This is a genomic window from Streptomyces sp. NPDC058697 (genome assembly GCF_042715345.1).
GTDB classification, from domain to species: domain Bacteria; phylum Actinomycetota; class Actinomycetes; order Streptomycetales; family Streptomycetaceae; genus Streptomyces; species Streptomyces liliifuscus.
In genome coordinates this window covers 19,719-37,494 of the sequence record NZ_JBHXSU010000005.1, presented here as the reverse complement: position 1 = coordinate 37,494, position 17,776 = coordinate 19,719, and the positions used below count along the sequence as shown (strand labels likewise).

General features: G+C 69.7%; 19 protein-coding genes. 12 read left to right on the top strand and 7 right to left on the bottom strand.

Going from position 1 to position 17,776, the window contains the following annotated elements; translation table 11 throughout:
* Positions 1-50 precede the first annotated feature (50 nt).
* Positions 51-473, top strand: coding sequence for a YchJ family protein (locus ACFWXQ_RS13835; RefSeq protein ID WP_383948494.1), 423 nt, complete (start codon positions 51-53; stop codon positions 471-473).
* Between the two features lie 107 nt (positions 474-580).
* On the opposite strand, the gene ACFWXQ_RS13830 is transcribed toward ACFWXQ_RS13835, so the two are convergent.
* Positions 581-1,288, bottom strand: coding sequence for a FadR/GntR family transcriptional regulator (locus ACFWXQ_RS13830; protein WP_383948492.1), 708 nt, complete (start codon positions 1,286-1,288; stop codon positions 581-583).
* A gap of 184 nt (positions 1,289-1,472) precedes the next feature.
* Here ACFWXQ_RS13830 and ACFWXQ_RS13825 point away from each other — a divergent pair, with 184 nt between their 5' ends.
* The 4 genes from ACFWXQ_RS13825 to ACFWXQ_RS13810 all read left to right on the top strand — a co-directional run bounded on the left by ACFWXQ_RS13825 (position 1,473) and on the right by ACFWXQ_RS13810 (position 5,317).
* Positions 1,473-1,982 carry a gluconokinase gene (locus tag ACFWXQ_RS13825; RefSeq protein ID WP_383948489.1) on the top strand — a complete coding sequence of 170 codons (510 nt, stop codon included), beginning with the start codon at positions 1,473-1,475 and terminating at the stop codon, positions 1,980-1,982.
* Between the two features lie 61 nt (positions 1,983-2,043).
* Positions 2,044-3,441 carry a gluconate:H+ symporter gene (locus ACFWXQ_RS13820; protein WP_383948486.1) on the top strand — a complete coding sequence of 466 codons (1,398 nt, stop codon included), beginning with the start codon at positions 2,044-2,046 and terminating at the stop codon, positions 3,439-3,441.
* A 22-nt stretch (positions 3,442-3,463) separates the two neighbouring features.
* The gene (locus tag ACFWXQ_RS13815) at positions 3,464-4,222 is read left to right on the top strand and encodes an SDR family oxidoreductase (protein WP_383948483.1); all 759 of its coding nucleotides are present in this window, start codon (positions 3,464-3,466) and stop codon (positions 4,220-4,222) included.
* Positions 4,223-4,279: 57 nt separating this feature from the next.
* Positions 4,280-5,317 carry an L-idonate 5-dehydrogenase gene (locus ACFWXQ_RS13810; protein ID WP_383948481.1) on the top strand — a complete coding sequence of 346 codons (1,038 nt, stop codon included), beginning with the start codon at positions 4,280-4,282 and terminating at the stop codon, positions 5,315-5,317.
* A gap of 87 nt (positions 5,318-5,404) precedes the next feature.
* Here the strand turns inward: ACFWXQ_RS13810 and ACFWXQ_RS13805 are convergent, their stop codons facing one another.
* The 5 genes from ACFWXQ_RS13805 to ACFWXQ_RS13785 form a co-directional block, all read right to left on the bottom strand.
* Positions 5,405-6,070, bottom strand: coding sequence for a cytochrome b/b6 domain-containing protein (locus tag ACFWXQ_RS13805; RefSeq protein WP_383948478.1), 666 nt, complete (start codon positions 6,068-6,070; stop codon positions 5,405-5,407).
* Complete coding sequence (locus tag ACFWXQ_RS13800; RefSeq protein ID WP_383948476.1) at positions 6,057-6,794, bottom strand: molybdopterin-dependent oxidoreductase; 738 nt, start codon at positions 6,792-6,794, stop codon at positions 6,057-6,059. Before ACFWXQ_RS13800 ends, ACFWXQ_RS13805 begins: the two co-directional genes overlap by 14 nt.
* Positions 6,795-6,941: 147 nt before the next feature.
* Positions 6,942-8,510 carry an APC family permease gene (locus ACFWXQ_RS13795; protein WP_383948473.1) on the bottom strand — a complete coding sequence of 523 codons (1,569 nt, stop codon included), beginning with the start codon at positions 8,508-8,510 and terminating at the stop codon, positions 6,942-6,944.
* Positions 8,511-8,564: 54 nt separating this feature from the next.
* Positions 8,565-9,515: a hypothetical protein gene (locus ACFWXQ_RS13790; protein WP_383948470.1), complete on the bottom strand. Its 951-nt coding sequence runs from the start codon at positions 9,513-9,515 to the stop codon at positions 8,565-8,567.
* A 200-nt stretch (positions 9,516-9,715) separates the two neighbouring features.
* Entirely contained in the window at positions 9,716-11,371 is a 1,656-nt protein-coding gene (locus ACFWXQ_RS13785) for an FAD-binding dehydrogenase (protein ID WP_383948467.1), read from the bottom strand.
* Positions 11,372-11,522: 151 nt separating this feature from the next.
* Between ACFWXQ_RS13785 and ACFWXQ_RS13780 the strand changes: the two genes are divergently transcribed.
* The 7 genes from ACFWXQ_RS13780 (at position 11,523) to ACFWXQ_RS13750 (ending at position 17,089) form a co-directional block, all read left to right on the top strand.
* Positions 11,523-12,410 (top strand): DMT family transporter, encoded by an 888-nt coding sequence (locus ACFWXQ_RS13780; RefSeq protein ID WP_383948465.1) that lies wholly within the window; start codon positions 11,523-11,525, stop codon positions 12,408-12,410.
* A complete protein-coding gene (locus ACFWXQ_RS13775; protein ID WP_383948463.1) occupies positions 12,407-12,922 on the top strand; it encodes an NUDIX hydrolase in 516 nt (171 codons plus the stop codon). The genes ACFWXQ_RS13780 and ACFWXQ_RS13775 overlap by 4 nt, the downstream gene beginning before the upstream one ends.
* A 607-nt stretch (positions 12,923-13,529) precedes the next feature.
* On the top strand, positions 13,530-13,922 hold the full coding sequence (locus ACFWXQ_RS13770; protein WP_383956975.1) for a YidH family protein: 393 nt from the start codon (positions 13,530-13,532) through the stop codon (positions 13,920-13,922).
* Positions 13,922-14,251, top strand: coding sequence for a DUF202 domain-containing protein (locus tag ACFWXQ_RS13765; RefSeq protein WP_383956978.1), 330 nt, complete (start codon positions 13,922-13,924; stop codon positions 14,249-14,251). The genes ACFWXQ_RS13770 and ACFWXQ_RS13765 overlap by 1 nt, the downstream gene beginning before the upstream one ends.
* 126 nt (positions 14,252-14,377) lie before the next feature.
* Positions 14,378-14,674, top strand: a complete 297-nt coding sequence (locus ACFWXQ_RS13760; protein WP_383956981.1) for a hypothetical protein — start codon at positions 14,378-14,380, stop codon at positions 14,672-14,674.
* Positions 14,675-14,845: 171 nt separating this feature from the next.
* On the top strand, positions 14,846-15,868 hold the full coding sequence (locus ACFWXQ_RS13755) for a phosphotransferase family protein (RefSeq protein WP_383956984.1): 1,023 nt from the start codon (positions 14,846-14,848) through the stop codon (positions 15,866-15,868).
* 6 nt (positions 15,869-15,874) lie between these two features.
* The gene (locus ACFWXQ_RS13750) at positions 15,875-17,089 is read left to right on the top strand and encodes an acyl-CoA dehydrogenase family protein (protein WP_383956987.1); all 1,215 of its coding nucleotides are present in this window, start codon (positions 15,875-15,877) and stop codon (positions 17,087-17,089) included.
* Between the two features lie 68 nt (positions 17,090-17,157).
* Here ACFWXQ_RS13750 and ACFWXQ_RS13745 read toward each other — a convergent pair whose 3' ends face one another.
* A complete protein-coding gene (locus tag ACFWXQ_RS13745; protein WP_200399276.1) occupies positions 17,158-17,751 on the bottom strand; it encodes a TetR/AcrR family transcriptional regulator in 594 nt (197 codons plus the stop codon).
* Positions 17,752-17,776 lie beyond the last annotated feature (25 nt).

Here is a 17,776-nt window from a genome sequence, read left to right as displayed (position 1 = left end):
CAGCTGATTCACGGATTCCCCATAGCGCGTGGTGCAGCAGAATGGAGCGCATGTCCCGACGCACCCCGCAATCCCGCAACCAGCGCCGTTCCGCCCCCGCAGGCAACCCCTCCTGCCCTTGCGGACTTGCGGAGACGTACGAAGAGTGCTGTGGCCGATTTCATCGGGGTCAGGGCACGGCCCCCACCGCCGAGGCCCTGATGCGCTCGCGCTACTGCGCGTTCGTGAAGCGCGACGAGGCATACCTGCTGCGCACCTGGCATCCGCGCACCCGCCCGCCCCGCGTCGAGTTCGATCCCGCCATGCGCTGGACCGCCCTGGAGATCCTCGCCACCAGCGAGGGCACCCCCTTCCACACCACCGGAACGGTGACCTTCCGAGCGTCGTACAAGGGCGGCTCACTCCACGAACACAGCCGCTTCGAGCGGGTGGACGGAGCATGGGTGTACGTGGACGGCGACATCACCGAGTAGCGCCCCAATAGGGGCGCGGGGCTGTGCACATTTGCGGCTCCGCCGCGTGGGCGCGACCAGCCCCCACGCACCCGCAGCCGACCAACCACCCACCAAGACCCGGAAGTTCAGGCCTCCGGACTAAGAACATCCAGTTCCTGAAGCGCACCCACCACAATCTCCCGGGTCAACTCCTCCGCCCGAACCGCGTCACCCCCACGAATCGCCTCCGCGACCTGAACGTGAAGCGTGACGGCCGCGGGGTCAGGGTCCTCGAACATGACCTGATGGTGAGTACGACCGGCGAGAACCTCGGCAACCACGTCCCCGAGCCGCGCGAACATCTCGTTGCCGGACGCGTTCAGCACGATCCGGTGGAACGCCACGTCATGGACGAGATACCCCTCCAGCCGGTGCCCGCGCGAGTTGGCCACCATGCCGAGGGCGCACTCGGTGAGCTCGGCACACTGCTCGGCGGTGGCGTGCTTGGCGGCAAGCCCCGCCGCGACCGGCTCGACCGCGCAGCGCAGCACGGTCAGCGAGCGCAGCTGCCGCGGCCGGTCGGCGCCCGCCAGCCGCCACCGGATGACCTGGGGATCGTAGACATTCCACTCGTTCGCGGGACGCACGGTGACGCCGACCCGGCGACGGGACTCGACAAGGTGCATCGACTCCAGGACCCGGACCGCCTCGCGCATCACGGAACGTGACACCTCGAAACGCTGCGCCAGCTCGTCGGTGCGCAGCACGCTGCCCGGCGGATACTCACCCGCGGTGATGGCGGGACCGAGGCTCTCCAGTACACGGCCGTGCAGCCCCCGGCCCGGTGTGCTCATGGGGTTCACCCTACGAGCCCGACGACGGGAACAAAAAGTCAGACTTATACGTCACAGACTCTTGAATTCATCTGACCTATGGGTTTCAGTGTCGTGACGGATGCGGCACCTGACGTACATCCGGCATCGAGATGTCGACACCGGGAAGCCGAATCCGGGTGTCGAAGAAGACAGCGAGGCAGTGATGAACACCCCCCACGTCGTCGTGGTCATGGGAGTGGCAGGCACGGGCAAGACCACCATCGGTCCCCTGCTCGCCCAGCGGCTCGGCGTTCCCTACGCCGAGGGCGACGACTTCCACCCCGAGGCCAACATCGCCAAGATGACGGCCGGGACTCCGCTGACCGACGAGGACCGCCTGCCCTGGCTCGACGCCATCGGCGCCTGGGCGCACGGGCGGGCCGGCCTCGGCGGGGTGGTCAGCAGTTCCGCACTGAAGCGCAGTTACCGGGACCGGCTCAGGTCGGCCGCCCCCGGGGTCGTCTTCGTCCATCTCACGGGCGACCGGCAGCTCATCGAGGACCGGATGGCGCACCGCCAGGGCCACTTCATGCCGACGGCGCTCCTGGACTCCCAGTTCGCCACCCTCCAGCCGCTCCAGGCGGACGAGACGGGTGTCGCCGTGGATGTCACCGGCAGCCCCGAGGAGATCACCGACCGGGCCGTGACCGCGCTGCGCGGCCTCGACGGGTAACCCCCGCAGCCCCCGATCAGCCCCACCCCACAGTCCTCCCCTCCCCTCAAGGAAAACCACCGTGACCAGACTCAGCGTCGAGATGCTGGCAGCGGACCCCGTCGAGCCGATCACCTCGGCGGGCCACGCTCAGCTGGGCATCGCCGTACTGGCGGGCATAGCCGTCATCGTCCTGCTCATCACCAAGTTCAAGCTCCACGCCTTCCTCGCGCTGACCATCGGGTCGCTGGCGCTCGGCGCCTTCGCCGGAGCGCCCCTCGACAAGGCGATCACCAGCTTCTCGGCCGGTCTCGGTTCGACCGTCGCCGGTGTGGGCGTCCTGATCGCCCTCGGCGCGATACTCGGCAAACTGCTCGCGGACTCCGGCGGCGCCGACCAGATCGTCGACACGATCCTCGCCAAGGCGGGCGGGCGCTCGATGCCGTGGGCGATGGTGCTGATCGCCTCGGTGATCGGACTGCCGCTGTTCTTCGAGGTCGGGATCGTGCTCCTCATCCCGGTCGTCCTGATGGTCGCCAAGCGCGGCAACTACTCGCTGATGCGCATCGGCATTCCGGCGCTCGCGGGCCTGTCCGTGATGCACGGGCTGATCCCGCCGCACCCCGGCCCGCTGGTCGCGATCGACGCGGTCAAGGCGAACCTCGGCGTCACCCTCGCCCTCGGCATCCTGGTCGCCATCCCGACCGTGATCATCGCGGGCCCGGTGTTCTCCAAGTACGCGGCCCGCTGGGTGGACGTCCCGGCGCCGGAGAAGATGATCCCGCAGCGCGCCTCCGAGGACCTGGAGAAGCGCCCCGGCTTCGGCGTCACCATCGCCACCGTGATGCTGCCGGTCGTGCTGATGCTGGCCAAGGCGCTGGTGGACATCGTCATCGACGACCCCGAGAACATGGTGCAGCGCGTCTTCGACGTGATCGGCTCGCCGCTGATCGCCCTGCTCGCGGCCGTGCTGGTCGCCATCTTCACCCTCGGCCGGGCGGCCGGGTTCACCAAGGACCGGATCTCCTCGACCGTCGAGAAGTCCCTCGGCCCGATCGCGGGCATCCTGCTGATCGTCGGCGCGGGCGGCGGCTTCAAGCAGACGCTGATCGACTCCGGCGTGGGCCAGATGATCCTGGACATCTCCAAGGACTGGTCCATACCCGCGCTGCTGCTCGCCTGGCTGATCGCGGTGGCGATCCGGCTCGCGACCGGTTCCGCGACCGTCGCCACCATCTCGGCGGCCGGTCTCGTGGCCCCGCTCGCGGCCGACATGTCGACCACGCACGCCTCACTGCTCGTGCTGGCCATCGGCGCCGGTTCACTGTTCTTCTCCCATGTGAACGACGCCGGGTTCTGGCTGGTCAAGGAGTACTTCGGCCTCAGTGTCGGCCAGACCATCAAGACCTGGTCGGTCATGGAGACCATCATCTCGGTGGTCGCAGGCGCCCTTGTCCTCCTCCTGTCCCTAGTGATCTAGCTCGCACCCCGGGAGTACGGCGATGACTCACCCTCTCTTCGACATCAGCGGCCGTACGGCACTGGTCACCGGGTCCAGCCGGGGCATCGGCCTCGCGCTGGCCCGGGGACTCGCCGAGGCAGGCTGCAAGGTGGTCCTGAACGGCCGCGACACCGACCGGCTCACCAAGGCCGCCGCGGAACTGCCCGGCGAGATCCACACCGCCGCCTTCGACGTCACCGACGGCCCGTCGGTGGCCGCCGGGATAGCGGACGTCGAGGAGCGGGTGGGCCCGCTGGACATCCTCGTCAACAACGCCGGGATGCAACTGCGGGCCCCACTCCTGGAGTTCGCCGACGCCGACTGGCACCGCATCCTCGACACCAACCTCACCAGCGCCTTCCTCGTGGGCCGCGAGGCCGCCCGCGGCATGACCGCTCGCGGCCACGGCAAGATCGTCAACATCTGCTCGCTGCAGAGCGAGGTGGTACGGCCCGGGATCGCGCCGTACGCCGCCACCAAGGGCGCGCTGAAGATGCTCACCAAGGGCATGTGCGCCGACTGGGGGCCGCAGGGCGTCCAGGTGAACGGCCTGGGCCCCGGTTACATCGAGACCGAACTGACCCAACCCCTCGTCGACGACCCGGAGTTCAGCGCCTGGGTCCGCCGACGGACCCCGGCCGGCCGCTGGGGCCGTACGGAGGACCTGGTCGGCGGAGTCCTGTTCCTCGCCTCCCCCGCGGCGAACTTCGTCAGCGGACAGATCCTGTACGTCGACGGCGGCATGACCAGCGTTCTCTAGCTCCTCCGAAAGTCCTCCAGCTCCTCCGAAAGTCTGAGTTCTCCGAAGGGTGTGCTGATGCTCGGTTGCGTGATCCACGGCCAGGACGACCTGCGCGTGGACGAACTCCCGGTCCCCTCCCCCGGCCCCGGCGAGGCCCTCGTCGCCGTGCGGTACGGCGGGGTGTGCGGATCCGACCTCCACTACTGGCGGCACGGCGGGGTCGGCGACTTCCGCCTCCGCGAGCCGATGGTCCTCGGCCACGAGGTGGTCGGGACGGTACTTCTCTACGGTGACGGCACGTCAGGCCCGGTCCCCGGTACGCCTGTTGCCGTGCACCCCGCGACGCCCTGCGGGGTGTGCCCCGAGTGCTCCGACGGCCGCCGGAACGTGTGCCGCGACACCCGCTACCTCGGCAGCGCGGCCCGTACGCCCCACGTCCAGGGCGGTTTCGCGGCCCAGGTCGTCGTACCCGCCGAGCAGTTGCGGCCGATCCCCGCCGGACTCCCCCTGCGCCGGGCGGCGTTGGCGGAGCCGCTCTCCGTCGCACTCCACGCGGTACGACGAGCAGGTGACGTGACCGGCAAGCACGTACTCGTCACCGGTGCGGGACCCATCGGCTGCCTGGTCGTCGCGGCGGCGAAGGCCGCGGGTGCCGCACGGGTCACGGTCACGGACCTGCTCCCCCGCGCGCTGGAGTACGCGGTGGCGGCAGGCGCGGACGATGCCCTGCGCGCCGACGACCCGTCCGCTCCCGCCTGGCCCTCCGAGGTGGACACGGCCATCGAGGCCTCGGGCGTCGCCGCCGGCCTCGACACCTGCCTCCGCCTCGTACGCCGTGGCGGGGTCGTGGTCCAACTCGGCATGCTGCCTCCCGGCCAGTCCCCCTTCGCGGGCAACCTCGTCGTCAGCCGCGAGATCGAACTCCGAGGAGCCTTCCGCTTCGACACAGAGTTCGACGACGCCCTCACGCTCCTGACCCGAGAGCCCCGCTTCGACCACCTGATCAGCGCGGTGATCCCGCTCAACGAGGCGAAATCAGCCTTCACCCTGGCAGCAAACCGAGCAGAATCCTGCAAGGTACTCCTGGACTTCGAAGCGGGGGCGCCCCTTTAGGGGCGCGGGGAACTGCGCGACAAGCCACATCGAACCCGCACGTGTCAAACGACCGTCACCAAGCCGCCAAACCGCCGGAGGCCCCCGCTAGGGACGCCAGAGCGGATGCTCCTCCTCCGCCCATTCCTTACTGACGGACCCCGTCCGGAGCCCCCGCCGGGCCTCCGGACGGGCCATGGCCATCCCGATGTGCCCGGCAAGAACAAGCCCAATGGTCAGAGCAAGCCAGTCATGCACAAAGGTCGCACTCGTGCGCCACACGAGCGGCGCAAGATGCGTGAACCACATCAACAACCCCGTCCCGAGCATGACCAGCACGGCCCCCGCGATCCACGCCGCGTACACCTTCTGCCCGGCGTTGAACTTCCCGGCGGGCCGCGACCGAGGCCGGGCATCACGCCGAAGCGCCGCCCGCAGCCACACCCGATCGTGCGCCCCGAACCGGTTGAGCAGCCGCAGGTCCTTCCGGAAGGCCCGTGAGACGAGCCCGGCCAGGACGGGCACCGGCAGCAACAGCCCCGACCACTCGTGCAGCCGCACCACCAGTTCGCGCCGCCCGACGAGTTCGGCGAGCTGCGGCAGGTAGAGACAGGCCGCGGTCACCACGCACACCCCCATCAGCACCGCCGTCACCCGGTGCACCCACCGCTCGGCGGGCGAGAACCGCCGCACCCGCACGGAACCCGCGAACCGCTCCCCGGCGTTCGCGGCCCGGTCGGGCACCCCCGGGAGCTCGGTATCAGGTCGCGTCATCGTCCCGTCCGTTCGATCGGCCGACCCACGCGTCCACGTCGTACCCCCGGTCCTCCCAGTAGCCGGGGCGGACGTCCGAGGTGAGGGTGATGCCGGAGAGCCACTTCGCGGACTTGTAGAAGTACATGGGAGCGACATAGAGACGGACCGGACCGCCGTGGGAGTGGTTCAGATCCTTGTCCTGCATACGCAGCGCCACGAGGACATCGGCGCGGCGGGCCTGGGCCAGGGTCAGGCTCTCCGAGTACGCACCGTCGAAGCACGTGAACCGCACGGCCCCGGCCGAGGAGCGCACCCCCGCGGCATCCAGCAACTGGGACAGCCGTACGCCTTCGAAGGGTGTGTCGGGCACTCTCCACCCCGTGACGCACTGGACGTCACGCACCATCCGGGTCTGCGGCAGGGCACGCAGATCGGCCAGGGTGTACGTGGCCGGGCGGTCGACCAGGCCGTCGATCTTGAGGCGGTAGGTGTCCTCGTTCTTGTGCGGGACGGACGAGGCGACCGAGTAGTAGCGGAAGCCGCCGCCGTTGGGGAGCAGGCCGGTCAGCCCGGTGGGGTCCTTGTCCGCGGCGCCGCCGAGGAAGGACTCCAGGCCGCGCTGGAGCGTGGGCGCGGTGGCCACGCCGAGTGCGCCGAGCCCGAGCATGCCGAGCATGAGCCGCCGCCCCACGGGGGTGCCGCTCTCCTCCGGATCCGAAGGGGTCGGTTGTTCCGTGTTCACTCATTGATTCGAACACCCTTGGCCCCCGGAAGCCAGGGGCCAAGGGTGTCCGTCAGAGTTCCGTAATCACTTCTTACGGCTTTCTCAGCAGCGCGGCACACAAGCCTGCCGGAGGCGTCAGTGAGACGCCCGGGCGACGGGAACCGCTCACGCGTCCTCCTCGGCCGCCTTCTCCAGCTGGAACGCCTCGTTGCCGAGCCCGATCCTGGCGTGGGCCTCGGGCTTGCGGGCGCGCAGGAAGAGGCCCTGAAGGATGCCCGCCGCGGCGGCGAGCACGATGATGCCGGGCAGTACCCAGCTCAGCGAGGAGTCGGGGCCCGCGCCCACGAGGACGTCGAAGTCCTTGACGGTGTAGAAGGCGATGACGAGCAGCGAGACACCGGCGATCACGGAGGCCACGAGGCGCCAGGCCTGGGCTCCAGCGGCGCCCCGGCGGGCGAAGAACACGACGACGGAGAGCGACGCCGCGGCCATCAGGACGATCACGCCGAGGGCGCCGACGTTGCCCATCCAGGTGAACAGCTGCAGCACGGGCGCGGTGGGGTCGCCGGTCGGCTTGTCGTCGGCGACGGCGAACGCCCCGACGACGACCACGGCGATGACGGTCTGCAGCAGCGATCCGGTGCCGGGCGCGCCGCTCGCCCCCGTGGTCCGGCCGAAGACCGAGGGCAGCAGACCTTCCCGGCCCATGGCGAAGGCGTACCGCGCGACGACGTTGTGGAAGCTGAGCATCGCCGCGAACATGCCGGTCACGAACAGCACATGGAGCACATCGGTGAACGTCCCGCCGAGCCGTTCGTCGGTGAGGAAGAACAGCAGTCCGGCACTCTGCTTCTGGGAGGTGCCCACGATCGCGGAGGGCCCCGCCGCGACGGTCAGCGCCCAGGAGCTGATGGCGAAGAAGACGGCGACGAAGCCGATGGCGAGGAACATCACGCGCGGGACCAGGACGTGCGGGCGGCTGGTCTCCTCCGCGTACACGGGGGCCTGTTCGAAGCCGAGGAACGCGGCGATGCAGAAGCACAGGGCGGTGCCGAGGCCGGCCCCGGTGAGGGTGTCGGGGTTGAAGGCGTGCAGCGACAGGCCCTCCTTGGCGGGGTCGGCGACGGCCGCGATGTCGAAGATGACGACGAGGGCGACCTCGATGACCAGCAGTACGCCGAGGACCAGCGCGTTCACGTCGATCTTCAGCCAGCCGAGCGCGCCGACGACGAGGGCCGCCACCAACGCCGGTATCCACCAGGCGACTTCGACTTCGAGATAGGTGGCGAAGAGGCCGGACACCTCGAAGCCGAAGATGCCGTAGATGCCGATCTGCAGCGCGTTGTACGCGACGAGCGCGACCGCCGCGGCACCCGAGCCGGCGGTGCCGCCGAGCCCTCGGGAGATGTACGCGTAGAAGGCGCCCGCGTTGTGGACGTGGCGGCTCATCTCGGCGTACCCGACGCTGAAGAGGACGAGCACGATGCCGAGAAGGACGAAGAGCAGCGGCTGGCCGACGATGCCCATCACCGCAAATGTGGTGGGCATGACACCTGCGACCACCATGAGCGGGGCGGTCGCCGCGAGAACGGAGAGCAGCAGGCCCCCCGTACCGAGCCGGTCGGAACGCAGGGCGCGGTCCTGACCCTTGAAGGTGCTGATGCCTCCGGCGTCGGCGGTGGTCTGTCTGCTCGTGCTCGACGCACTTGAGGTGTGCGAACTGCCCGTCGTCATGGCGGGGTTGTCCTTTCGGATGTTCCAGTGGCTGCGGTGTACAGGAGCGTTTGTTCAGACCGTGCCGAGCACGCTGTCGCGTGCGGCGCGGAAGGCTTTGTGCGGGTCGCGGTCGGGGTACGACCAGGGCACCGGGGTCCCGTACGGTCCGATGCGATGGAAGAGGGCGGCGGCCTCCGCGCCCCGGCCCTCGCAGAACTTGGCGTGGGCAAGGAAGTTGAGGTCGATCCGGCTGCGCGGATGGTCGTCGCGCTCCCACTCCAGCCACCAGTCGAAGGCCGCCTTCATCACCTGGCGGGCCCGGCGCCCGACCCAGTGCCCGGAGGCCACCGGATCGGCGGGCTCGACCCCGGCGGCGGCCAGGACGCGATAGCGCTCGGCGTGCGCGACGACGGGCAGGACGGCCAACGGCGAGTCGGCGGGCGCCTGTTCGGCGGACCAGGTCGCGAAGTCGTAGACCTCGTGCAGCGGGTCCTGCCCGGCGTCCGGTCTTCGCTCGGCGAGCCGGGCCACCATCAGATGGTGGGCGTGATGGTGGTCGGCATACCGGTGCCGCACCTCGTCGAAGAGCTGGACCACCTCCTGCTCACCGCCGAGCACACGCTCCAGCATCAGCAGCCCGAGCCAGGGCGTGGGGTCGGCGGGCAGCAGGGCGGCCGCGGCACGACAGGCCTCGCGGGCCCGGGCGGGCTTGTCCTTGCCGTTCAGGGCACGCTGCACGGTGGCGAGGGCGAGCAGCACGGAGGCGTCGCCCGACTCGGGCTCGGCGAGCAGCCAGTCACGGGCCCAGGCCTGGGTACTGGACTCCTGCGCGAGGGCGGTGACGCGATGACCGCGGCGGTCCCAGTCGTCGCCGGTCGCGACGAGCAGACCGCGTACGGCTGTCCACCGGCCCTGGGCCAACGCGGCGCGGGCGGCGACGAGTTCGGCGTCGTCGAGCGCGGCGTCGAAGGCCTGGGCCGCACGCTTGCGGCCGCGTCCCAGGGGTGGCGGGGGTGGAGACACCGCGGAACTTCCTCACACGACGCGGTAATTCAGTGGGCATTTTGTGCAACCGGTTGACATTTACCGGAGGTTGGATTCTGTCAGGGGCCAATTACGGACAGCCAACCCCCAGCCAATGGTTCGCGTCAAGCCCGGACATTGCTTTACACGCGTCAACGGCCTGTCGGCGGCCCCGAGTTGAGGCCGCCGTAACCCCACTGTCAGCCGACTGCCTTCGCCGCCGCACGCCCCGCCGCACGCCCCGAGAACAGGCATCCGCCGAGGAACGTCCCTTCCAGGGACCGGTATCCGTGCACTCCGCCGCCGCCGAACCCAGCCGCCTCCCCCGCCGCGTACACCCCGGACAGCGGGTCACCGCCCTCGGTGAGCACCTGGGACGAGAGGTCGGTCTCCAGACCGCCGAGCGTCTTGCGGGTCAGAATGTTGAGCCGTACGGCGATGAGCGGCCCGGCCTTGGGGTCGAGGATGCGGTGCGGAGTGGCCGTCCGGATCAGCTTGTCGCCGAGATAGGCACGGGCCCCGCGAATGGCCGTGACCTGGAGATCCTTGGTGAACGGATTGGCGATCTCCCGGTCCCGCGCGGTGATCTCACGCCGCAACTCGCCCTCATCGATGAGCGACTCCTTGGTGAGCGCGTTCATGCCGCGCACCAGCGCACCAAGATCCCTCTCCACAACAAAATCGACGCCCTTGTCCATGAACGCCTGCACCGGCCCCGGCACATCGGCCCGCGCCCGCTGGAACACACCCTTGACGGACTTGCCCGTCAGATCGGGGTTCTGCTCGGAACCCGAGAGCGCGAACTCCTTGCCGATGATCTTCTGGTCGAGCACGAACCACGTGTAGTCGTACCCGGTCTTCATGATGTGCTCAAGTGTGCCGAGGGTGTCGAAGCCGGGGAAGAGCGGGACCGGCAGCCGCTTGCCCCGCGCGTCCAGCCACAACGACGAGGGCCCGGGCAGGATGCGGATGCCGTGCTTCTCCCAGATGGGGTTCCAGTTCTGGATGCCCTCGGTGTAATGCCACATACGGTCGCGATTGATGAGACGCGCACCCGCCCCCTCCGCGATGCCGAGCATCTCACCATCCACATGAGCAGGCACCCCGGAGATCATCCGCTCCGGCGGAGCACCCAGCCGCTCGGGCCAGTTGGCACGCACGAGATCATGATTGCCGCCGATGCCACCCGATGTGACGATCACGGCCTGAGCCCTGAACTCAAAGGCTCCGGCGACAGCGCGCCCACTGGCCTGGCCCCGCAGGATGTCCGACGGCTCGAGCACCTCACCGCTCACGGTGTCGACGTCACCCGCACTCCGCGACAGCCCGGTGACCCGATGCCGGAACTTGAGCTGCACGAGCCCACGGGCGACCCCCGCCCGCACCCGCCGCTCGAAAGGCGCGACAAGCCCGGGCCCGGTACCCCAAGTGATGTGAAACCGAGGCACGGAATTCCCATGCCCATTGGCGTCATAGCCCCCACGCTCGGCCCACCCCACCACGGGAAACCATCGAACGCCCTGCTTGTGCAGCCAGGACCGCTTCTCACCGGCCGCGAAGTCGACGTACGCCTCGGCCCACTTCCGCGGCCAGTGGTCCTCCGGACGGTCGAAGCCCGCGGTGCCCATCCAGTCCTGGAGCGCCAGCGCGTGACTGTCCTTGATCCGCATCCGGCGCTGCTCGGGAGAGTCCACGAAGAAGAGCCCGCCGAACGACCAGTGCGCCTGGCCGCCGATCGACTGCTCCGGCTCCTGGTCGAGAAGGATCACCTTGCGCCCCGCGTCGACGAGCTCCGCGGTCGCCGCGAGCCCTGCGAGGCCCGCCCCGATCACGATCACATCTGCGTCGTACGCCATGAGCAGGTCCTCCTCGGCCTTGTTACTGGTCGGTCAGATCCTTGGGCAACGGAGTGACCCAGTCAACTGCCGGGTTACGTGGACTCGGGCTACAGTCGGTCGATACCCGCACCCCGCCCCGCCACCGTCCGAAATCCCCGAGGTACGCAGCGTGTCGGTTCTGGTTCTCCTCCTCTCCGTCGGCGCGGCCTGCTGTCTCGGCTTCGGTTTCGTCCTCCAGCAGAACGCCGCCTCGCACGCTCCGCTGGGCGACTTCCTCTCCCCTCGCCTGCTCCTCGACCTGGTGCGCGTGCCCCGCTGGCTGGGCGGCATCGGGCTGATGGTCGTCGGCATGGTGCTCGGCGCGATCGCCCTCTCCAACGGCGAGATCTCCCTCGTCGAGCCGCTGCTCGCGACGAACCTGGTATTTGCACTCGTACTCTCCCGCCGCCAGACCCGACAGCCGCTCGGCCGACAGGGCTGGGCCGGACTGCTCCTCCTCGCAGGCGGCGTAGCAGCGTTCATCGTGGCGGGCCAGCCCCAGGGCGGCGACGCCCGCACGGACCCGTTCCGCCAGTGGCTGATCATCGGCGTGGTCCTCGGACTCGCCCTCCTGCTCACCACCTACGCCAAGCGATCGCTGCTGAGCGCCGGGCCGGTACTCCTCGGTGCGGCCGCCGGACTTCTCTACGGCGTCCAGGACGCCCTCACCCGCGTCAGCGGCCAACGCTTCTCCGACGGCGGCTGGATCGCACTGGCCACGAGCTGGCAGGTCTACGGGGTCGTGGCACTCGGAATCACGGGCCTCGTACTGGTCCAGAGCGCGTTCGAGACGGCACCCCTGCGCATGTCCCTGCCCGCACTCACCGCCGCACAGCCGCTCGCCGGTATCGCATGCGGGGTGGGCTTCCTGGGGGACCGCCTGCGCACCGACGCGGGCGCTCTGACCTGGGAGGCGCTGGGCCTTGCCGGGATCGTGGTCGGCGTGGTGCTGCTGGGCATGCACCCCGCGATGCCGAGCGGCGCGGCACCCAAGGAACGAGTCCGGGTCCAGGTATGAGCTCCGCCGACGAGATCCTCGACGTCGTCGACGAACACGACGAGGTCGTCGGGCAGGCGAGACGCGGCGACGTATACACACGGGGAATGCTCCACCGCTGCACCTTCATCCAGGTCAGAGACGCACAAGGCCGGCTGTTCGTCCACCGGCGCACCCCCACCAAACTGGTGTTCCCCTCCCTGTACGACATGTTCGTGGGCGGAGTGGTCGGCGCGGGCGAAACGTACGACGAGGCGGCGCTCAGGGAGGCCGAGGAGGAGCTGGGCGTCTCCGGCCTCCCCCACCCGACCTTCCTCTTCAAGTTCCTGTACGACGACGGGGCCGGAAAGTCCTGGTGGTCGGCGGTGTACGAGGTGCTCTGCGAACTGCCGGTCGAACCTCAACAGGAGGAGGTCGCCTGGCACGGCTTCCTGCCGGAGGCGGAGGTACGTCGGCGCCTGACGGAATGGGAGTGGGTCCCGGACGGCCTGACAGCGTATTCGCGGCTGCGGGCTTTGCGGGAACGGGGTTGAGTTTCTCTGCGGGCCAGTGGGGGCTGGTCGCGCAGTTCCCCGCGCCCCTGGGTAGGAGGGGCTGAGGTCGGCGTGTGTCTGCAGGTGGGTCGTGGCTGGTCGCGCCGTTCCTCGCGCCCCTGGGTGGGAGGGGCTGAGGTTGGCGTGTGTCTGCAGGTGGGTCGTGGCTGGTCGCGCAGTTCCCCGCGCCCCTGGGTGGGTGGGGCCGGATGCCGTCGGTCGTCTGCGGGTCCCGGTCGTGCGCCTGCCCAGGAGCCGGGGGGGCGGGGACGTGGCGGGGTATCCGTCCTCGGTCTGGCGCGACTGCGTAAGTTTCGAACAGGGTGCCCGGTGCGGACGCGCCATCCGCTGCGGGCGGACACCCCGCCACGTCCCCTCGGGCCGTACGGCGGCCGACGGCCGTCCCCCACCGGGCCGCAAGCCGCCGACGCGCGCGGGGCGGGGCCGTGCCGGTATGTCAACGTTCGCGACGTACGGCTCCCGCTGGAAACGTCCACCGATGAAACCCAGGGCAGTATGCACGGCAGTCGCGAACGTGACATACCGGCACGGCCCCGCCCCACCCACCGACAACAGGCGTACCCCGGCCATGGGTAAGGTCCTGCAAGTGATCGAATTCAGGCGGAACATCCAGTTGTGGTTCGCACCTGAGCGGATCAAGGAAGACGGCCGCACCCCGGACTACCGCTTCTCGCTGGCGAACGAGCGGACGTTCCTGGCATGGCTGCGGACCTCGCTCGCACTGATCGGCGGCGGCTTCGCCGTGGACCAGTTCCTGCCGGATCTGCGGTGGGCCTGGCGGGCCGGCCTTGCGCTCGGACTGCTCGGCGCCGGGGTGCTGTGCGCGCTGCGGGCCGTGAACCACTGGGTGCGGTGCGAGCAGGCGATGCGACGCGGCGAGGACCTGCCGGTCTCGCGGTTTCCGGCACTGCTGAGCATCGGCGTGGCCATCGTCGCCATCGCCATGGTCGTGGTCGTGCTGTTCGGGTGGGAGGGGTGATGCAGCCCCACCAGGGCTCGGGGGACGACCGGGATCCCGGCCTGCAGCCGGAACGTACGCGGCTGGCATGGCGGCGTACGACCCTGGCGGGGACCGTAGCGACCGTGCTGGCCGTGAAGGCGGCGCTGAGCGGCGGGGCGGACGCGGCAGGCATCACGGTGGCCGCGCTCTCCTGCGCACTGTGGCTGGGATTCCTCACCGTGGCACACCGGAGGATCCGCGTACTGGCCGAGGGCGGCGAGCCCACGACGCTCACACCGAGGCACGCCGGCGCCGCCGCACTCTGCACGGTCGCGCTGGCGGCATGCGCGGTGGCCCTGGTCCTCTGAGGCGCCCACCCACTCGCCCCTCCGAGGCATCCGAACAACACGCGCGCTAGTTTGGGATGATATGCGGCTTTCATATGGCTACCCTGACCGGCGTCACACTCCGCACCTCCTCCGAAGGTGAGCACCATGACCACCCTCCACCAGGAACACACCGCCCACGAGCACGCCCACGGCCCGGACTGCGGGCACGCCGAGGTGCCGCACGGCGACCACGTCGACTACGCGCACGACGGGCATCTGCACAGGCGGCACTCGGGACACTGGGACGAGTGCGAGCCGGGCGGGCACGTCGCCCACGAGGGGCACGGCCACGAGCACGGCGCGGACTGCGGGCACCCGGCCGTGACGCACGGCGACCACGTGGACTACGTTCATGACGGTCATCGCCACGCCCAGCACGACGGGCACTGGGACGACCACTAGGCGACCGCGGGCGCGGAAGAACAGGGACCCCCCGAGTCGTCGTCGACGACGACTCGGGGGGTTCTTCGTGCCCGAGACGCCGATCACGTTTTGTCCCCGCACTGGACTGCATACCGACCGGTCGGCATCATGTGGGGGAAGTCCTGATTTCCGGCGTACGGAGGAAACACGATGAGTTCAGACCACCCGCCAGGTCTCGATCTCGACCGGCTGCGCGGCCTGCTCGACAGCGAGCGGCCCGGACTGGTCGACGGCCCGTTGACCGGCCGGCTGATCGAGGGCGGACGGTCGAACCTCACGTACGCGGTGACGGACGGCACCTCGAAGTGGGTCGTGCGCCGGCCCCCGCTGGGCCATGTCCTGGCAACAGCACACGACATGAAGCGCGAGCACAGGGTGATCAGCGCCCTGCACCAGACGGCCGTACCGGTGCCGCGCACGCGCCTGCTGTGCGAGGACGTGGAGGTGCTGGGCGCGCCGTTCTACGTCATGGACTTCGTGGAGGGCACGCCCTACAGGACCGCCGAGCAGCTGGCCCCGCTCGGCCCGGAGCGCACGCGCGGCGCGGTGCTGGGCCTGGTGGACACGCTGGTCGAGCTGCACGCGGTGGACCCCGCGGAGGTGGGCCTGGCCGACTTCGGCCGGCCGGAGGGCTTCCTGGACCGGCAACTGCGGCGCTGGGGCAAGCAGCTGGACGCGTCCCGCAACCGCGACCTGGCGGGGATCGACGAACTGCACGCCGCCCTGGGCCGCGAGCTGCCCAACTCCCCCACGCCCACGGTCGTGCACGGCGACTACCGCCTCGACAACGTGCTGATCGGCGAGGACGACGAGATCAAGGCGATCCTCGACTGGGAAATGTCCACGCTGGGCGATCCGCTCACCGACCTGGGGCTGCTGGTGATGTACAGCATCCCGCTCGGCATGCCCGACTCGCCGGTCTCCACGACGGCCAGGGCCGCCGGGCACCCGGAGCCGGCGGAGCTGATCGAGCGGTACGCCGCGCGCTCGGGGCGCGACGTGTCCGCCGTCGCCTGGTACACGGCGTTCGCATGGTTCAAGCTCGCCGTGATCCTGGAGGGCATCCACTACCGCTACACACTCGGCCAGACCGTCGGCGCGGGCTTCGACCGCATCGGCGACCTGGTCCCCGTCTTCATCGAGCACGGCCTGACCACTCTTCAGGAAGGCTGACCGGCCATGGACTTCGCATTCGACGCACGCACCGAGGAGCTGCGCACCAAGCTTCTCGCCTTCATGGACGAGTACGTCTATCCGGCGGAGGCGGTCGCGCACGAGCAGCGCGAGCAGCTCGCCTCGCCGTGGGACACCCCGGCCGTGGTGGAGGAGTTGAAGGCGGAGGCCCGCCGTCAGGGCCTGTGGAACCTCTTCCTCCCGGACTCCGAGTACGGGGCAGGGCTGACGAACCTCCAGTACGCGCCGCTGGCCGAAATCACGGGTCGTTCCCCGCAGTTGGCGCCGACGGCGCTGAACTGCGCGGCGCCGGACACCGGCAACATGGAGGTGCTCGCGCAGTTCGGCGACGAGCAGCAGAAGAAGCAGTGGCTGGAGCCGCTGCTCGCCGGTGAGATCCGTTCGGCGTTCGCGATGACCGAGCCGGAGGTGGCCTCGTCCGACGCCACGAACATCACGACGCTCATCGAGCGGGACGGCGACGAGTACGTCGTGTCCGGCCGCAAGTGGTACATCTCCGGGGCGATGAACCCGGACTGCAAGATCTTCATCGTGATGGGCAAGACGGATCCTGACGGGTCGGACATCCGCCGCCAGCAGTCGATGGTGCTGGTGCCACGGGACACCCCCGGTGTGGAGGTGCGTCGTGCGATGCAGGTCTACGGCTACGAGGACCACTCCCACGGCGGTCACGCCGAGGTGGTCTTCCACGGGGCGCGGGTTCCGGCCGCGAACCTGATCGGTGAGGAGGGTGGCGGCTTCGCCATCGCGCAGGCGCGGCTGGGCCCGGGCCGGATCCACCACTGCATGCGGCTGATCGGCATGGCCGAGCGGGCGATCGAGCTGATGTGCCGGCGGGCGGTGTCCCGTACGGCGTTCGGGAAGTCGCTGGCCCAGCAGGGGGTCGTGCACAACTGGATCGCGGACGCGCGGGTGGCGGTCGAGCAGTTGCGTCTGCTCGTACTGAAGACGGCCTGGATGATGGACACCGTCGGCAACAAGGGTGCCCACGCCGAGATCCAGGCCATCAAGATCGCCACGCCTCGTACGGTCGTCGACATCATCGACAAGGCGGTCCAGTTGCACGGCGCGGGCGGGGTCAGCCAGGACTTCCCCCTCGCCGAACTCTGGGCCGGGGCCCGCACGTTGAAGCTGGCCGACGGCCCGGACGAGGTCCACCAGCGGTCACTGGCACGCCGGGAACTGAAGCGGTACGTCTGACCCGTAAAGGACTGCGCAGTTCCCCGCGCCCCTGAAAAGGGGCGCGGGGAACTCGGCGCTACCCCTGGCTACGGTCTGAGCGCCCGCAGCAGCAGGTCCGCCAAGTGGTCGGCGACCTCCTGCGGAGGGAGCGGACCGTCGGGCCGGTACCACGTGGACAGATGGTGCACGGACCCGAAGTGATAGTCGACAACGAGATCCGCCGGAGTCGCCTTCGAGAAGACCCCGGCCTCCTGCCCCTCCTCGATCAGCGCACGAAACCGCTCGTGGTACCGCCGCCGCTCCGCCCGCACCTGCTTGTTCTTCTCCGGGCTCAGGTGGTGCATGGAGCGGAAGAAGATCGCCGCGTCGTCGAGGTTGTCGATCGTCGTGACGACGACATCGGCGGCGGCTCCCCGCAACCGCTCCTCGACCGGCGCGTCCGCGTCGGCGAAGGCGTCCAGCCGCTCCTGCTGAACCCGCAGCACACGTGCGTACACCTCGTGGAGCAGGTCGTCCTTGGAGCCGAAGTAGTGGTACAGCGCCCCCTTGGTGACACCGGCCGCCTCGACGATCTCCTGGACCGAGGTGCGGTCGTAGCCGCGCTCGGCGAAGAGCCGGGTGGCGGCCGCCAAGAGCCGCCGCGGGACGGGCGTGCCGTCCCCGTCCGTCGTCCTGGGCACTGCCGCCACCTGCCTTCCAGTGTTC